The organism is Labilibaculum manganireducens (assembly GCF_002843385.1).
Taxonomy (GTDB): domain Bacteria; phylum Bacteroidota; class Bacteroidia; order Bacteroidales; family Marinifilaceae; genus Labilibaculum; species Labilibaculum manganireducens.
Window position 1 is genome coordinate 128516 of record NZ_MVDE01000008.1, and the last position, 18878, is coordinate 147393.

Genomic DNA, 18878 nt, shown 5'->3' on the forward strand with positions numbered 1-18878 from the left:
ATTTTCACTTCATTCATAATTTTCATTTTCCTAATCTAACTCTCTCGTTACTTGTGAGGCAGTTGCGCTAATCAACTCTTATTGTATTCAGGTTCCCGAAACTACAAAACAATAAGTGCTTACCAAAAGAAACAAGAAGAAATAAAAAAAGATCACCCCTTGCAGGATGATCTTTACCTAAATGAATGAAGGGATTACTTCTGTTTCCTTCGGTATGCAAAACCTATTGAAGTAGCTGTTTCAGCCCGTTGGAATTCTTCTAATCTAAATAGTTGTGATCGTTATTATGGATTGTAAGTGAAACTCTTACATTTCTCAACCAATTCCATTACCTGAGCTTGAGATATTTCGCCATTGGTTATGTAAGGATATTTTATCATTGGATGATCGACCATGAAGCCTGGGAAATCTGCATTATAACCTGATTTTCCTTCTCCTGTGAATCTTTTGATCCAATTTGGAACTAATTCCATCAGCAATGTACGGGTTTGCTTGTTTTTCCAGTATTCGCTAAAAAATGTGTACTCGTCGAAAGCCAAAGGTACTTGCTGTGTTGATTGCAGGGCAACAACTTCTGATAATCTGATATCGCGTGATGATGCTGCTATAGAAATTGTAAATTCGCCGCTTTCAGCAATCCACATCTCTCTTTTTCCATCGTAATAGGAAAAATCCCGAGCTTCCAATTTAAAAGTCACTTCTTTTTCTTCTCCCGGCTCTAAGTCAATTTTCGCGAATTTCTTCAACTCTTTTTTAGGGCGCAATAGTTTACATTCATTATCGGTAACATACAATTGCACAACTTCTTTCCCTTTTACATCACCTGTATTTTTAACCCTTACTGTTGCACTTACTCCTTCTTTATCGGTAGTATTTTTTGCAGATAGTTTAAGATTACTGTATTCAAAAGTTGTATAAGACAATCCAAATCCAAAAGGAAACAGAGGTTCAATTTTCTTTTCATCGTAGTAACGATAGCCAACAAAAATGCGCTCGCCGTAAAGGACTTCGCCTTGCTCTCCTGGAAAATTTAAAAATGAAGGAGTGTCTTCTAATTTCACAGGAAATGTTTCGGCCAGTTTGCCTGATGGATTTATTTTCCCAAACAAAACATCGGCAACAGCACCAGCTCCGGCTTGTCCGCCCAGCCAGGTTTCCAAAATACCATCCACTTCATTTATCCAAGGCATGGTAACTGCACTTCCGTTGGTAAGTACGGCAACCGTGTTTTTCTGAACTTTCGCAATCTCACTAATAAGTTTATTGTGGGATACCGGCATATTAATATGGGTCCGGTCAATTCCTTCCGATTCGTACTGCAATGGTAAACCTGCAAATACCAAAGCTATATCGGCATTGGCAGCTGCTTTTTTGGCTTCATCTATTAGCGATGTATCATTATCGTCAGATAATTTATAGCCTTGCGCATAGCTTACTTTTATATCCTTGCCATATTCTTTTGTGATGATGTCTAAAACCTTATCGAGTTTGGTCGGTTTCACTTCAGAACTTCCGTTTCCCTGATAACGGGGAGCTGCGGCAAATTCTCCAATAATAGCAACACGCTTGTACTTCTCTTTTGTTACTGGTAATATCTGATTTTTGTTCTTCAAAAGTGTTATGGCTTCTGATGCAACCTGCCGTGCATAAGCGTGATGCTTTTCAGCATTGAGTTCAGCACCTTGTTTTTCGAGAGCTTTTGCTTTAAACACAATTGTCAGGATCTCTTTTACCAATTGATCAACAACGGCAATATCCAAATCTCCGTTTTTAACTGCTTCCACTACAAGGGAATCATTTACACCACTGACTCCGGGCATTTCTATATGCATGCCTGCTTTCATTGCTTCAACCCGGTTAACCACTGCAAACCAGTCTGAGATAACAATGCCTTTAAATCCCCATTCCTTTTTAAGCATATCGGTTAACAAATACGGACTTTGAGTGCCGTAAACACCCTGAACCCGATTGTAACAGGCCATAATTGTCCATGGCTGTGCTTTTTTAACCGCTATTTCGAATGGAGTGAGGTAGATTTCGTGCAGGGTACGATTATCCATATTGGAGTTGTTGTACATGCGCATGGTTTCGACATTGTTGGCGGTATAATGTTTTAATGATGTTCCCACGCCCTGGCTTTGAACTCCGTTGATGTAGGCCGCTCCCAGTTCGCCTGATAAAATTGGATCTTCAGAAAAGAACTCAAAATTTCTTCCGCCCAAAACTGATCGTTTGATGTTGACACCCGGCCCCAGAATTACATTCACATTTTGCGCCTGACATTCTTCACCTATGGCTTGTCCAACTTTATTGACCATATCTAAATTCCATGTTGCAGAAAGTGCTGATGCAGTTGGAAAGCAAGTGGCCGGCAACTGATCGCCGTAACCAGCCTTGTTGGTTGCTGGTGCGCGACGCAGGCCATGGGGACCATCTGCGACCCAAATCCATGGGATATTCAAGCGTTCGATCGGCTGTGTGCTCCAGTCATCGCGACCAGAGCAAAGGGCTGCTTTCTCCTCTAAAGTTAATTTCGAAACCAGTTGGTTAATCTTGTCATTGACATCCAGGTCTGATTTTTTAGTCTGTGCTTTCAATACCATATTTGATAGTATCAGGATGGAAAACAATAGTAAATTTTTCATGTTTTATTAATTACAAATTATTGGGTTTAAGGTACAAATAATTACCATTATCCACATTTAAAATCCGGCTTAAACAATCAACATAAAAGATTGATTTTAAAATCATTTGATACGAAAAAACAGATTTTAAACTTGCCAATTGTACCAAATTAACATCAAAATTGATCTTATAAAATAGTGCTTATAGAATCAAGTGATACCCTGACCAGAACGGCTTGTATATAGTCAGAGCATGACAAGCTGATATTTTAAACAGGATTTTGAAATTAAACTGGTATTACAAGGATATAGTTGTGCTATAAAAATTAAAACAGTTTCTATTTCACTGCAAACTCAGCACCCAAATCAGCATTGGAATCTCCTCCAATCCAAAGCATAAATTTTCCAGGCTCAACAACATTCTTCATTTGCTGATTATGAAATGACAATTCGCTTGCCGGAATTGTGAAATTCACTCTCTTAGTTTCTCCTGCCTTCAGTTTCACCCGATCGAAAGCTTTTAGTTCTCTTACGGGTCTGGTAACATCTCCAACCAGATCACGAATGTAAACCTGCACAACTTCTTCGGCAGCACATTTGCCTTTGTTGCTTAATAAAACGGATACTTTCAACTCTGCTGTACCTGCAATTACCGGTGTTTCAATTCGTAAGTCTGAATATTCAAAATCAGTATATGATAATCCAAAACCAAATGGATATAAAGGTTCAAAACCGTCATCCATATAATGAGAAGTATTTCCCAATGAAGTTTGATAAGCCTTTACTGGTATCTTATCAATTGAAGGCCAGTTATTGGGATCAACAGGGCGTCCGCTGTTTTTATGATTGTAGTGCATGGGAATCTGTCCTACTGATTTTGGAAATGTAATTGGCAGTTTGCCTGAAGGTGATACTTTTCCAAACAAAATATTTGCCAATGCTGCTCCTCCCATAGTTCCCGGATGCCATGCATACAGCACTGCATCTGCATTTTCGAATACATCTCCTATACTCAATGCTCTTCCTGCCATTACAATCAGAACGATTGGTTTGCCTGTTTCCGATATTTCCTGTATCAGTTCTTTTTGAATTCCGGGAAGATCAAGTCTGGCCCGGCAATGAGCCTCTCCTGATAATATTGCTTCCTCACCCACGCATAAAATAACAACATCAGACGATTTTGCCGCCTTTATTGCCTGTTTGAAACCATCTGAATTTTTGTCTCGTGTGTATTTTAATCCTTTTGCAAAATTCACCTTCGCATTTCCCAGCAAATTTTTAATTCCTTCGAGCGGCGTAATTGATAACAAACTGTCGGCATCGAAGCTCCATGTTCCCAATTGCTCGTATTTTTCATGAGCCATTGGGCCAATAACTGCAACTGAATTTATTTTTGTTGAAAGAGGCAACAGTTTATTTTTATTCTTTAAAAGAACGATGCTCTGTTCCGCCGCTTCCAGAGCTGCTTTTTCTATGTCTTTTTCTCCAATTTCGCCCTGTCCGTTTTCATCTACATATGGGTGCTCAAATAAGCCCAGTTCAATTTTAATTCGCAGTATATTTCTTACTGCATCATCAACTAAATCTATATTTATAAGCCCCTCATCCAAAAGTTCCTTAATATGATTTTTGTAACAGGTGGAAGCCATTTCCATATCAACGCCTGCTATCAAGGCTTTTCTTGCTGCATCTTTTTCATCAGAAGAAAAACCATGACTGATCAATTCATGAATAGATGCCCAGTCGCTGACCACCATTCCATCAAATTGCCACTCCTCTCTTAAAACCTTACGAAACAAGAATTGATTTCCCGAAGCCGGAACGCCATTCAAATCATTGAATCCTGTCATAAAAGTTCTAATACCGGCATCCTTGGCTGCTTTGAATGATTTAAAATAAACATCCCGCAATTCTCCTTCAGGAATAAGTGTTGTGTTATAATCCCGGCCTCCTTCTGCTGCACCATAGCCGGCAAAGTGTTTTGCGCAAGCGGCTATTTTACCATTTGAAAAAAAAGAACCATTGGTACCCTGAAAACCTTCGGTAGAGGCAACAGCCATTTTTGAGACCAAGTATGGGTCTTCTCCAAAACTTTCTGCAATTCTCCCCCATCGTGAATCCCGGGCAATATCAATCATGGGTGCAAATGTCCAGTTAACACCAGCTAAATAAGCCTCTTGTGCTGCAATGCCTGCTCCTTTTTTTACAATTTCAGGATTCCAGGTAGCTGCTTGTCCCAAAGGAATTGGGAATATGGTTTTAAAACCATGTACAACATCTCTGCCTATTAACAAAGGAATACCCAACCGACTTTCTTCGATTGCTGTTTTTTGAATTTCATTTACTGTTTTTACGTCAACTTCGTTCAAAATAGAGCCAACATTTCCAGCCTTTATTTCTTCTTTTATCTTATCCGGAATTTGTCCGGAAAAGCCATTGATCTGACACATCTGTCCTATTTTTTCATCAATTGTCATTTGCGACAAAAGTTTCTCAATCTTCTGATCATTCTTAGATAAAGAAGATACACAAGACTGTAAAAGGCAAAGACATATCCCTAATACGTAAAATCTATTTACCATTTTTTCATTTTTAATCGTTCTTGAAAACCCAAACGGAATCAACTTTCACCTGTGTGAAAATTGAATTAGTTTAGCCCAGAGTTTCTTTCTCAGTCCCTTCAACGGCAAACTTAAAAAAGGGGCGCTGCACAAAGAATTCCAGTGCCTTCCGAGTGCAACGCCCCAAAACTAATCTAATTTATAATAATGAACTTTTTCAGATTTAAATCCATGAGTATATAGCCCAAATCTAGCAGAGGTGTTATTGAACTGAACGAATTTCCACATTATCGATAGAAATTCCTTCCTTCATATCGCCACCGCCACCTCTTATAACAAGATATACTGTTCCTGCAGCCGCCGCGGTAAAGACTCCATTGGTTTCGGTTGAACTTCCTACATTGGTAAATTTCCCTGCAAATGGAGTTGTTCCACTTCCATCCCACGTATTTATGCTCAATAATTTTTCTCCTTCATTGTAATCGCCGGATACTGTTTCCGGATCACTATAACCACAATACACTTCGAACCATGTATCGGAACAGCCTGTAGCAGAACTGATATACATATCGATTTGATAACTACGCCCTTCTTCTACCTGGATGGCTTGGTAAATTCCATCACCTCCCCAGCTGGGCGTTGTTAAATTAGCTTTACCGTCATTAAAATTCCATGTACCGTTACCTGCACCCGTGCCACCAATTGTCCATTCTGCTATATCATCTTCAGAAGAAAACTTACCACCTCTGATTAAATTTCCAGAAATTGGATCTGAAGTTTCAACATTCACTATGCTTGATGCTTCGTTGCTAAAAATTCCACCTGCTGCAATTACCTTATGCTTTATTTCATATTCTCCTGCATCTGGTAAGAACAATTCAAATGAATTACCGCCAGTAGAAAAACCTGTTCCATCTCCTAGATCCCAATAATTACTAATAACATATTTGTTACTATTGGTCGTAATTTGATATCTGTTTGCAGAAATTTCATCCACTGAAAATCTTACATCTATCATTTGTTCTGTTACATGTTCTTGATCGTCGTAAGTATCCTGAGTACAGGAAACCATTCCTAAAGAAGTTAACAAGACGAATAATCCTATATATATTATTTCAATACGTTTCATGTTTTTATGATTTGATTTTTAATAAGGATTTTGAGTTAAACCGCTATCTGAATCCATCTCGGCCTGCGGAATAGGCAGATGTTTTTTATTCTCTGTCCAGGTGTTTTTTCTGTACTGGTTTGGAGCAAGAACTGTTGCAGCCATTCCGGTACGAACCAAATCCCAATAGCGCTTACCTTCGCCCACAAACTCAAGATGACGTTCCTTAATAATATTATCAACAGTAGCAGTAACACTACCTACACCTGCCCTATCCCGGACTTCATCTAAATAAGTTTGAGCACTTCCTGTTCCTGATACTCCACGTGCTAATAATTCAGCGGCGTTAAGTAGTGTTTCAGCATATCGATAAACCCTAAGGTTATTGTTGTAATTCATATCCGCAGAACCTGCATAACCAGCATTTCCGTTAGCTCTTGGAAGGTATTTTTTCAAAAAGTTTCCTGTGTCCTGATAACGACCTTCGTAAGTAGCTCCAGATTGAGCTGCATAAGTTGCAAAATTTAAAATTCCACCATTTTTACGTTGGTCATTATCCTCGTACAAATCATATGCTTCCTGACGGACAGGTTCAAATCCCCAACCTCCATCAAAATCATCACTTCCTGATAAACTATTAATACCAATCAATTTAGGATAAACAGTACCCCCATCGCCGATGGCACTGCCCCAATCTTTTCCTCCATTAACACTAAAATAGTTCACTTCAAATATAGATTCCTTAGTCCATTCTCCACTTTCTTCCCAAATTCCTGCAAAATCATCATTCAAGATATACTGGTGACTTGCAATAATTTCATTCATGTAAGCCAAGGCTGTTGAATAGCGGCTTTCATCATTCTGATACATCACCACTTCAGTATATACCATGTAAGCCATAGCCAAGGACACTCGTCCTGTATTTTCAGAAGTAGTTTTTATTGATAATCCACCATTGGCAATCACATCTTCTAATGTTGTGATTATACCTTCATAAACTTCATCGGCAGTTAGCTGAGTTGTTGTATAAGGAAAATCGAGATTAGTTTCATAATATGGAATATTACCCCAAAGTTTCCATAACCACATATAATAGTAAGCCCTTAATGCCTTAGCTTCAGCAATGTAAAGTGCTTTGTTTGATTCAGAAATATCCTGTACATCATCCATATATTCCAAAACAGCGTTAGCACGCTTTACTCCTGAATAAAAAGTGGTCCATAAATCGCTGCAAACAATTTCCGGTGTCGCTTCGTAATTGAACATCTTATGCAGAAAAGGCAAGTCACCCTGATCATTTCCTCCAACATACACATCATCTGACATTACATCTGACACTAGGTTAAGCTGAGTATATTGTCCCCAGGCATAATCTGTCCAGGATAATGGATCATAAGCAGCAACAAGTGCTTCAAATATACGATCCTCAGTTGTATAATAATCATCTATCAATACGCTGCTTGCCGAATCTACTTCAAGGAACTCCTCTTTACAAGAACCCAAAAGGATAAAAAATAAGCTGCAAATTAAAATATATTTATTCTTCATTACTTTAAGTTTTTAATCGTTAAAAAGACAGGTTTAAACCAACTGTATATGTTCTTGCCTGAGGATATATTCCGCGATCAATACCAAGAGAAGTACCTCCTGAAGAAATTTCAGGATCAAAACCGTCGTATTTTGTGAAAGTGAAAAGATTCTCTGCTGCAACATAAAAGCGCAAACTATTTACAAATGCCTTATTGACAATATTTTTGGGTAGAGTGTAACCTAATGTTACATTTTTAATGCGCATATAATCGCCATCTTTAACATAGAGGTCAGATGATAACCAGTTGCCGTTATTGTCTGAAAATGAAAAGCGAGGAATTGTATTGGAAGTTCCTTCTCCTATCCAACGATCTAACATATAGGCAGGCAAATTAATATAACGCAAGTCTGTACGTCGGGTAGCATCATAAATATCGTTACCAACAGTCCCCTGCAGCATCATGCTAAAATCAAAGCCTTTAAAATCAATTCCAAAGTTTATGCCGTATGTCCAGTCAGGCATACCCTTTCCAATCATTGTACGGTCATCATCTCCAATAGAGCCATCTCCATTCAAATCTACAAACCTTACATCTCCAGGAACTGCGTTCGCTTGGATCAAGCCACCTTCATTATTCACATGTGAATTAATTTCTGCATAATTTTGGAAAATACCAGCAGTTTTATATCCATAGAAGTATGGGAATGGCATACTATTTTCAGCCCTTGAAATTGTTCCTACATTAGCATAGCTATCGTAATTGGCAAAACCATCTGCATTTCCCAGATTAACCAATTCGTTTTCAAGATAAGAAGCGTTTCCTCTAATGCTAAAGTTGAAATCGCCAAGCTTGAATCTATAGCCTAAATCAAATTCAATACCCCAGTTTTTCATATCTCCAACATTACCTGTTGGTTTTGATTCTCCCACATAAGAAGGAATCGACATCGTCATCAACATTCCATTGGTTTTCTTCTCATAGTAATCAACTGTAAATGTCAATGCACTATTTAAGAATACTAAATCAAGTCCTATATCGGTTTGTTCCGATTCTTCCCATGCTAACGAAGTATTAGCCAGCCCAGATGCTTTTGTTCCATTTACTAATGTTCCATTCCCTGGTCCAAAAGCATAATTATTACCTGTTGAAGTAAGGGCGGTATAACCAAAAGCCCCGATATTTTCATTCCCGTTTTTACCCCATGAAGCTCTCAGTTTAGAAGAAGTTAACCACTCTGGACGCGATTCCATGAATGCTTCATTTGTAATATTCCATCCCAATGAAATTGAGGAGAACACACCATATTTTTTTCCCGGACCAAAATTAGATGAACCATCTCTGCGAATAGTGGCCTGAAACATGTATCTCTCTGAAAAGTTATAGCTTAACCGGGCAAACATTGACGCTAAAGTATGCGGGCTCCAAGCTCCTCCTCCAACTGTTTGGTCTCCATTTGCAGCTGTTCCGGTAGTAAAATCAATATTGGCTTTGTCTCCATTTTCTTCAACCATAAATTTATTACTTCCGCCTAAACCACGACCTGTTGTTTTTTTAGCTGATTGCCCTAACATTACGTTAAAATTATGCTTGTCGGCAATACTCTTTTCGTATGATAAGATATTTTCCACCTGCCAGGTAAATCCACGATTCATACTCGACCAAACTTTTGAATAATCAGAATAGGCAGATTTACCTAAATAATATTCAGGTGTCCAACCATCATTACCCCAAAATGCCAGATCAGTTCCAAATGAAGATTTAATCTTTAAATTGTCCCAGATCGTTAATTCACCCCAAAATGACGACACTAACTTGTCCGAGTTATTCTCTTCTCCAGGTAAAGCCAGCTGAGCGACCGGATTAGTGATTTCGTTATAGTCATCGCCAGCGATTGTATAAATTAACCCATTCTTTGGGTCACGAACCGCCGTTGGATGGAGTGCTGCAGCCGCGGCCTGATCCTCTTCATACAAACCTAACAATGGTGAGAATGAGATTGCACCTCCAAGTGCTGAACCATACTCCGAGTTTGTTCCAATACCTTTAGAGTTTATTCTTGAATAGGCAACATTAATTCCAACTGTTAATTTGTTTAAAAAATTACGGTTCATATTATCCAAAAGATGGTATGTTGTATTTGACCTTAGTGAGATTCTCTCATAATTAGAACGGTCAAAATTTCCACCAACGATTCCATCCTGCTTATAATAACCTGCAGAGAAATAATATAGAACTTTATCGGATCCACCGCTAACACTCAATTGATGGTTTTCAACAGGGGCATTGTCGTAAAAAACCATATCCTGCCAATCTGTACCCCTACCCAATGCATAAGGATTATCATATCTTGCAGTTTCACCTGAATTAACTAAACCTTCATTTATCAGTAAAGCATATTGTTGGGCATTTAACACATCCCTTTTATTCCATTTGCTTTGCCAACCTCGTGAGAAATCATATTTGACAGATATTTTGCCTTTACCTCCGCTTTTTGTAGTTATCAGAATAACTCCATTAGCAGCACGGGCACCATATACTGCTCCTGATGCAGCATCCTTTAGAACTTCAACAGACTGAATGTCACTTGGATTTAAATAATCTATTCCTCCATCAATTGGCATACCATCAACAATATATAATGGATCACTATTATTAATCGTACCAATACCACGAATTCGTACCTGCGAAGAAGCTCCCGGCTGTCCAGAGGATGATGTAACGGTTACTCCTGAGGCCAATCCTTTCAGAGCATTATCGATACGAACGGGTGCAATATTTCCTAAATCATCTGCTGAAACTTTCGCAATTGAAGCAGTTAAAACACTCTTTTTCTGCACTCCGTAACCAACAACAATAACTTCGTCAAGTCCTGTTGTTTCCACATTTAAAATCACATTCATTTCTGAATTGTTCCCCACCACAATTTCCTGTGAGCTAAAACCGATTAGCGAAAATACCAGTATCCCATCATTTGAGATCTCAATCTGATATTTTCCATTCATATCGGTAGTAGTACCGATTGTAGTACCTTTAATTACTACCGAGGCAAACGGCAATGGTATACCATCCTCTGCTGAGGCCACTATACCTGTTACGGCATGCTTTTGTGCAAAGGATTGCAAGCAAAATAATGCCAAAACTAAAAACAAGACTGTTTTTTTCATAGATAATTAGTTAAGATGATTAGTTAATTATTTTCAATAAATGGATCTGTCTGTTAGCTTCCGGATCCACCGTAATTATATTCGGGTAGTTGCAAACCCAATATATTTTTCCTGCTGATTTCCAGCTATATCCGAAACAATAACAGTAAGAGAATAGTTTCCCTCGTGCCATTGGAATCTATATTACTATTGAAGGAAAACTCTTATTTAACAATCAGAACCTTCACGGTTTTGTTCATGTCTTCACCTGAAACTGTAAGCAGGTATGTACCTGTCGCATATCTATTTACATTAATCGAATGATTTTTTTCAGAACTCAACTGAGAAAACAACTGCGTTCCGCCCATTGTAAAAAGACTAATTTGTCTGCTGGAAGAGGATTCAAAATTGATATTTAAAAAGTTGGATGTCGGATTGGGAAATACTTCAAATTTCGACTCATGAATTGGATTCTCAATTCCTGTAACAGTGCCGTCATCAAAAGAAATCCAATTCAGATTGTGTTCTCCTGATTCAGACAATAAGCGTAAAACTGTTTTGCCTTTCGGGAGATCTATTGTTATGGATTTTGTTTGCCAGGATTGCCATCCATTGGTACTTCCAAAAGAAACAGATTCATTGGAAACCATTTCTCCGTTCACGGAGTTCAAAACAAGAATTTTTGCATTTTTTGCTGTTGCAATCCTTAAATTCATTGTGAAAGTTCCCGCTGCCGGCACATACAGCAGATATTCCAAATAATCACCATCCGAAGCATACGAAGTGTTTTTCCCTTTTCCTGTGTCTGTGCAATCTTCCAACTCAAAGCCACTATTGGTCATGAAATTTTCCGCTTCAATTTTTCCAGGAATTTCAAAATGCCTGTTGAAATTATTTTCGACAATTACATTCGTAAAAGACTCCAGTTCTTTAGAACCTGATTTTACACTGTTTCCTGTATAGGAAAGTTTGATTTCCTGATTATAAAACAAATCCTTCTCAGTCATTAGAATCATCTTCCGGCTGTTATTCGTATCCAAAATAAAATCTGAAATGGAAACTGATTCTCCATCAACCTTTAATTCAAATTCATTGATATTAATATCGTTTTCAACCGATGTAATTGGCTGATTTAAATCAAGAAATATTTCATTATCGATTTTTGCAGAACCGGCTTTTAACAGCTTAAAAGGAACAGCGCTTATTTCGACTGGTTCAATCAAGGAAAAGTGGTTTACATTCAGCTCACCACCATCAAACACAAGTTTAATTTTAACCATGCCTTTTGGCAGAATAATGTTATTTATTGTGCTGGTTATATAGCTGGTCCAGCTACCGGTAGAAGGAAGTTCAAACGTTTCGGAAACAATCTGACCGTTTGCTTCAATGTGCATAGAAGCTTTCCCGGTACCAGCTGTTCTGATTTCTAATTTATAGGCTGCATTAGCTTCCGAATTAACGGTATACTGTAACCACTCACCTTTTTTCACAAAACCAACATTGTAACCATTGGTTTCCGTATCGCTGCACTTCTCAATATCCACACCGTCATTGCGATATTCCCAACCCTGATTCCATGCCTTATATTCACCGGTATTTAGATGATAATTTGCAGTATCTGTATCGAAGTAAGCATAGTTGTTTCTGCCCAAATCATAATCGACGGCAAATATTTTCTGACTTGTTGTATGTGTTTTAAATGGTCTTGTTTCTGTTGTGTGAGGCTGACGAATAAGGGCATCAATTACATCGTACTGGATCGTACAATTTTCAAATTTGTGATTGTTGGCAAAGGTCATAACCGCACTAAATGCTTCATCCGAAGTCATTGTACTATTGCCTTTCCACATCTCAATCATTTGTAAATAATCAGCATTTGTTTCAACCTTTAGAATGTTATTAATTCCTGATTTTTTTACCGGCCACCACGACCATCCCACATTGTTGCTTTCTGCTAATGCCGCCAAATTTGTGAACCACGTATTCGAGTTTTCTCCTGTTTCACCCAACCAAACCGGACGATTTTGCTCTTCTCTAAAATCTGTTATCCATTTTAATGCATTTGCATCATTGTATGTCCAATATTTATGAAAGCTGTAAACCATGTTATCATCCCAGGCAGGAGTCAAACCAGAAAAATCATTGGCAAAGGAATTCCCTTCAATAAATAGAATGTGATTTTTATCAACTTCACGAATTGCATCGGTAATTTTGCCATACAAATCGCGAATTTTCGAATTGTTGCCCTCGGGAAATGTCCAATTGATCTCATTAATTAGATCATACCCGCCGATCCATGGCTCGTTGCTGTATCTTTCAGCAATTTTTTTCCAGAGTGCAACTGTTTTGTCTTTATTCAAATCACTTTCCCATAAGGATGGTTTCGAAGAATCGTAGTCAGAGATAGCAGCATCTTTTCCTTGTCCTCCGGGTGCTCCATGTAGGTCAAGAATCAAATACATCTGATTATCGGCACACCAAGAAAGTAAATTATCTATCATGTCGAAACCTTTGTCGGTCCATGTAATTTCGCCTTGTACAGGTTCATTTTCGATGGCAGGAGTAAACCATTTGTAATGCATTGCAACACGTATACAATTAAATCCCCATGCAGACATCGAGTCAACATCAATTTTTCTAAAATGATTTGAAAGCCAAACATCATAAAATTCGTTGGTGCGGGTCTCTCCTACTGTTTCAATTAATTTATTTCTGAATTCATGCTGAGTGCCAGCTACATCTGCAGACTGCATCATGTAACCTTCCTGAATCATCCAATTCCCGGTTCCGATGCTTCTGATTATTAAATTGTTTCCATTTCCATCGACAATGCTTGTTCCATTAACATGTACAAATCCCTGCGAAAAAGCAGGAGCGGAAAAACTAAGAAACAACAATATAAAAAAGGAGAGATTGAGAAAAATCTTCATCTTACCATTCCCGTATTTTCTTTCTGATTGATATTCAAGTCGTCGTAACATATTTTTACTATTTAGCAGCAGTTTCATTGGTATCGATTTATTCCTGATGGGTTTGTGCTTATTCGTTAATAACAATTGTTGCAATTGAATGAGCTGGAAGAACAGACAGCGTACCTCTTCCTTCTAACCATATTTTAAATTCAAGTTGCTTATCGGTTTGATTCATTGCTGCAACAGCAATGCTATTGTCTTCATTTACAAAAGCTGTTGCCAGAATATTGTCATCATTCGAAGAACAAATGATGCGCTGTGCACCTGGACGGATGTATTTTGAGAAATGCCCCAAATAGTAATAGGAATTCATGTAAGTGATTTCACCTGTTTTTGTATTTCCGATAATTGGTGCGTAACAATAATTGGCAACATGATTCGGACCTCCGTTTTCATCGAGTAAAACATTCCAATCCACCCAGCCCGAAGCCGAATTATTAAGATCATGAATAATTGACTCTCCATATCTTTCTCCCCAACTCCATTCTCCCAGCTTACTGTAATCGAACGGGAAAACGCAACCTTCTGTGAAAATGATTTTCTTATCAGGAAATGCCTCGGATACAAGTTTCACGTTTTCAAAATGATCTCCGGTATACCAATGAAAACCAGTACCCCAAATATATTTTGAAGCCTCAGGATCATCTAAAACAACTTGAGCACGCTGGTACATTAATCCTCGGTTGTGATCCCAGATAATAATTTTCTTGTCGCCCATTGAACTATTTTCAAGAGTTGGCCCCAGATAGTTTTTTACAAAATCTCTCTCTTCCTCTGCAGTAAAAATGCAGGATTCCCAGCGCTGAACTGCCAATGGCTCATTTTGAACTGTAAGCCCCCAGAAATCAATTCCCTGCTTTTTATAAGCATCAAAGAATTTAACGAAATAATCAGCCCAAGTCTGAAAATATTCCGGTTTTAAACTTCCTCCTTCCAACATGTTGTTGTTGGTTTTCATCCACGCAGGAGGACTCCAGGGTGAAGCGAAAAGTTTCATTTCATTCCCTGATTTGGCCAAAGCTTCTTTGATGAAAGGTATTTTATATTGATTGTCGTGTTCTATGGAAAAATTATCTAAAGTTGTGTCGCCGCCTACTTCTGCATAAGAATAGCTTTCACTTGAAAAATCACAACTATGGATATGAGTACGACACAAACTATAGCCAATTCCCTTTTCACGATCGAAATAAGCCTCTAAAATTTCGCTTTGTTTGTTTTTGGGAAGTTTATAAAAAGTTTCTGCTGCAGCATCAGTAAGTGCACCACCAAAACCTTCAATAATTTGAAAACGCTTTTTTGCATCAAGTATAAGAGTGGAAAAATGTTCTTCCGGCTGATTAAAATCCCCAACCAACAGGTCATCAGATTTTGAGAATCTTAAATCCCCTTCTTTTGCGGTAGTATATTGAACTGCCTTTTCAAGAGTTATCTTGTTATTGCTTCGACTATTCGTCTGCAAATTTTCATATTCTTTCTGTTGATTGCTTTGTCCTGCAATTAAATTGCATGCACTAAGAGTGCCTGTGCCAATAACCGCAAATAAAAAATATTTCAATATTGTGCTTGTCATTTATCTGTTTGTTTGATTTTCGAAACAAATATATATGCACACAATATGGTAACATGAGTTTGATACCTCTCAAATACTCCTCAAACGTTTACAGACACTACTCAAAACTACTCTAACAGTCGTAAATATCTTATAAACTGAATCTTACAAAAGCAATAAATTGCATTAATTTGATGCCAAAAATGGAGACAAACTAAACGAAAAACTTATAAATCCATTAAGTATTTCTGTAATGACTCATTGGAATCGAGTTCTAATTTTTTTCGAAGGCGATAGCGGTCGTTTTCAATCGCCCGTGTCGTCTTATGCATAAATTCGGCAATCTCTTTTGAAGAAAGATTCATTCTTACATACGAAGCAACCTTTACCTCAGACAAAGTTAAATCCGGATATTCATTGCGTAACTTACTTATAAATTCATTGTACATTTTATCCAACCGGGGCTCAAGGTATTTCCACTCCTTATCATCGTTGATTTCGTTATCAATCTCATCAATTACAATTTGCAAACCACTTTTTACGGCAGGCATTGCTTTGGCCGCAAGACCAAGCATCCGATTTTTATAATTGATCAGTACCCTGTTTCTATTTACTGTGTAAAAGGTCAGTTTTTCCAATTCCGATTCAATATTTTCCTTTTCAAGTTCTGTAATTCTTTTTTCCTTTAAAGCCTGTTCCTGCAGGAATTTTATTTTTAAAAGACGCAATCGATAATTATAAGCTGCCACTGCTATACCAATTATTAAGCCGACAACTAAGAAAATAAACCATTTGGTTTTCCAGAAAGGAGGAAGAACACGAATGCTAAGCTCTGCAATATTATCCCCCCACTTTTTATCATTATTTGAAGCTTGAACTTTAAATGTATAATTTCCATTTTTTAAATTTGAATAAGATACAAAGCGATGTTCGGAATCGGAATCGTACCAATTTTCATCAAACCCTTCCAATTTATATTTGTACTGACACTTTTTAGGATGTGTATAATTCAAGGCGGCAAATTCAATTGAGAAGACCTTATCGGAATAAGTTAACTCAATCTCTTTGGTGTGTGTGATATCATTTTGCAATTTAACCTGCTGATTGATTGAATCACCCGGTAAAACTTCCTGATTCTGGATTTTTAATTTCGTAAAATAAACTTTCGGAATCGTAAGATTTAAGGACAATTCAGAAGGATTGAAAATGTCCAACCCATTTTTTGATCCGGTTAAAAAGGTACCATCTTGTAATTTAATAAAAGCCTGAGCATTAAACTCATTCGATGATAAGCCATCCGATTTATCAAAAGACATAAATTCCTTCGAATCCTTACTTAGCACAGCAATTCCATCATAGGTCGTCACCCAAATTCCGCCGGCTGCATCTTCCTGTATGCCAAGAATAATCATTGATGGCAAACCATTTTTCAATGTGTATTGAATGCCTTCCTTTTCTTTTTTATTGTATTTAAACAAGCCATTCCCTTCTGTTCCAATCCAAATATTTCCCCACTTATCTTGAAATAAATCTTTAATTACACCCTCGGTAGTAATATTTGAGTTTGTACTAATTCTCAATACATTATTAGCTTGCTTGTCGTAAACATATATTCCGTTGCCTTCGGTACCAAACCATATATCTCCATCGGAATCTTCCATAACAGACATCACATTGGAATGATCAATTTTAATCAATTCTCTGGAGGATGGTCCTATATTTTTGAATGACTCTGTATCTGAATTAAAAAGATCAACACCATTGCCCAAAAGTCCCAGCCAATTTTTCCCCTGACTATCCACCAGAATGGTCCAAACATTTTCGGAGTGTAAACTTAAATTGTTTTGAGAATTCTGATGAAAATGCTTAAAAGATTTCGTTTTATAATCATATATATTTAAGCCGGCGTTGTAAGTACCTACCAGTATATTGCCATTTACATCCTCTGCCAAACTAGTAATAACATTACCCGATATACTGGTTTCATCTGAAATTTTAGAATAAAAATGAGTTAATTTATTTTCTTTGCTGATAACATGTAAACCCGATCCATCTGTTCCTATCCAAACATTTCCTTTACTATCCTGTAAAATGCCAAGCACCGATTTTCCTTTAAAAAAAGAACAAATATTATCAGGCAAAATTTCGTTTGCAAATTTCTTCGCCAGAGGATCATAATATGCTACACCTTTATCGTATGTTCCTACCCAAATTCTGTTGGCATTGTCCTTGTATAAAGTATATACCTGATTACTTGGCAAACTATTAACATCTTCGTCATCGAAATTCACATAATCAAATGTTTCATTTCGAGTATCCAATATGTTAATTCCTCCTCCATCTGAAGCAATCCAGATTTTGCCATCCGAATTTACAATCATATCTCCAGTCAGAACTTCAGAACTCAGACCATTTTTTTTAAAATAAAATTTTGATTCTTTCGATTTCCGGCTGTATTTGCATAAACCGTGCTTGTCAGCAGATATCCATAAATTACCTTCTCTGTCCTCAAGAAGACGCTTTCGATAATTCCCTGAATTTAATTCTAAATTGTTGTAGGATATCGAAAAAAACTTACCGGTTTTTCTATCCAGACGCTGAATATCCTTTTCAAAAGTTGCAATAAATAACTGTCCATCGTGAGTTTCCAAAATATCACTTACTACGTAAGAGTTTATACTTTGAGGCTCACTGTTAGGATGATATACTTTAAATGAATCCGTGCTTTTATCATATAAAGCAAGACCACTGTTGCTGCCTATGATAACCGTCCCATCTTTTAAAACTTTTATTCGGTAAATCTGGTTTCCTATAGCATTCCTGATGCCGTATTTTTTGAATTGATTTGTTTTTGGATTGAATCTATTAACTCCATTTTGATAGGTTCCCACCCAAATAAATCCATCTTTATCTTCAGCAACAGATAATATCCTGTTTCCGGAAATAGAATTGGTATCTTGTGTGTTTCGATAAACTTTTACTTCGTAACCGTCGAAACGACAAAAGCCATCCCGGGTACCAAACCACATAAATCCAGAAGCACTTTGCAAAATGCATTCAACATTGTTATGAGGAAGTCCTTGTTCCTTTGTGATCCTATTAAAACTGTATTGGGCAAAGGAAAATTTAAGGCATAAGATTAACAACGCGCTTAAAAAAAGCTTTTTGTTCTTTAAAGTTTTTATCATCGGTAAGTGCTATGAATTCTCAAATATACAATAATTCACATATTTTAAAAACAGACTAAATATCAATTACTTTCAATATATTTTATTTTAGAAAAAGGTAGAATAAAATGAAATTCACAACAAATATCTTAATATTTAGATCTGTAATGTGTTGATATTTAAAAGATCATCCCTTTTACGAGATGATCTTTACCAAAATGA

General features: G+C 37.3%; 8 protein-coding genes. All 8 read right to left on the reverse strand.

Annotated features, from left to right (window positions below; all coding sequences use genetic code 11):
• Positions 1–284 precede the first annotated feature (284 nt).
• Positions 285–2645 carry a glycoside hydrolase family 3 C-terminal domain-containing protein gene (locus tag BZG01_RS07560; protein WP_101309214.1) on the reverse strand — a complete coding sequence of 787 codons (2361 nt, stop codon included), beginning with the start codon at positions 2643–2645 and terminating at the stop codon, positions 285–287.
• Positions 2646–2962: 317 nt separating this feature from the next.
• The gene (locus BZG01_RS07565; protein ID WP_101309215.1) at positions 2963–5206 is read right to left on the reverse strand and encodes a glycoside hydrolase family 3 N-terminal domain-containing protein; all 2244 of its coding nucleotides are present in this window, start codon (positions 5204–5206) and stop codon (positions 2963–2965) included.
• A 241-nt stretch (positions 5207–5447) separates the two neighbouring features.
• Positions 5448–6314 (reverse strand): hypothetical protein, encoded by an 867-nt coding sequence (locus tag BZG01_RS07570; protein ID WP_143470857.1) that lies wholly within the window; start codon positions 6312–6314, stop codon positions 5448–5450.
• An 18-nt stretch (positions 6315–6332) separates the two neighbouring features.
• Complete coding sequence (locus tag BZG01_RS07575; protein WP_101309217.1) at positions 6333–7841, reverse strand: RagB/SusD family nutrient uptake outer membrane protein; 1509 nt, start codon at positions 7839–7841, stop codon at positions 6333–6335.
• A gap of 19 nt (positions 7842–7860) precedes the next feature.
• Complete coding sequence (locus tag BZG01_RS07580) at positions 7861–10989, reverse strand: SusC/RagA family TonB-linked outer membrane protein (RefSeq protein ID WP_101309218.1); 3129 nt, start codon at positions 10987–10989, stop codon at positions 7861–7863.
• A gap of 203 nt (positions 10990–11192) precedes the next feature.
• Positions 11193–13949, reverse strand: a complete 2757-nt coding sequence (locus BZG01_RS07585) for a carbohydrate-binding protein (protein ID WP_245870309.1) — start codon at positions 13947–13949, stop codon at positions 11193–11195.
• A gap of 58 nt (positions 13950–14007) precedes the next feature.
• Positions 14008–15510 (reverse strand): glycoside hydrolase family 30 protein, encoded by a 1503-nt coding sequence (locus BZG01_RS07590; RefSeq protein WP_101309219.1) that lies wholly within the window; start codon positions 15508–15510, stop codon positions 14008–14010.
• Positions 15511–15716: 206 nt separating this feature from the next.
• On the reverse strand, positions 15717–18677 hold the full coding sequence (locus BZG01_RS07595; RefSeq protein WP_101309220.1) for a two-component regulator propeller domain-containing protein: 2961 nt from the start codon (positions 18675–18677) through the stop codon (positions 15717–15719).
• Positions 18678–18878: the final 201 nt, after the last annotated feature.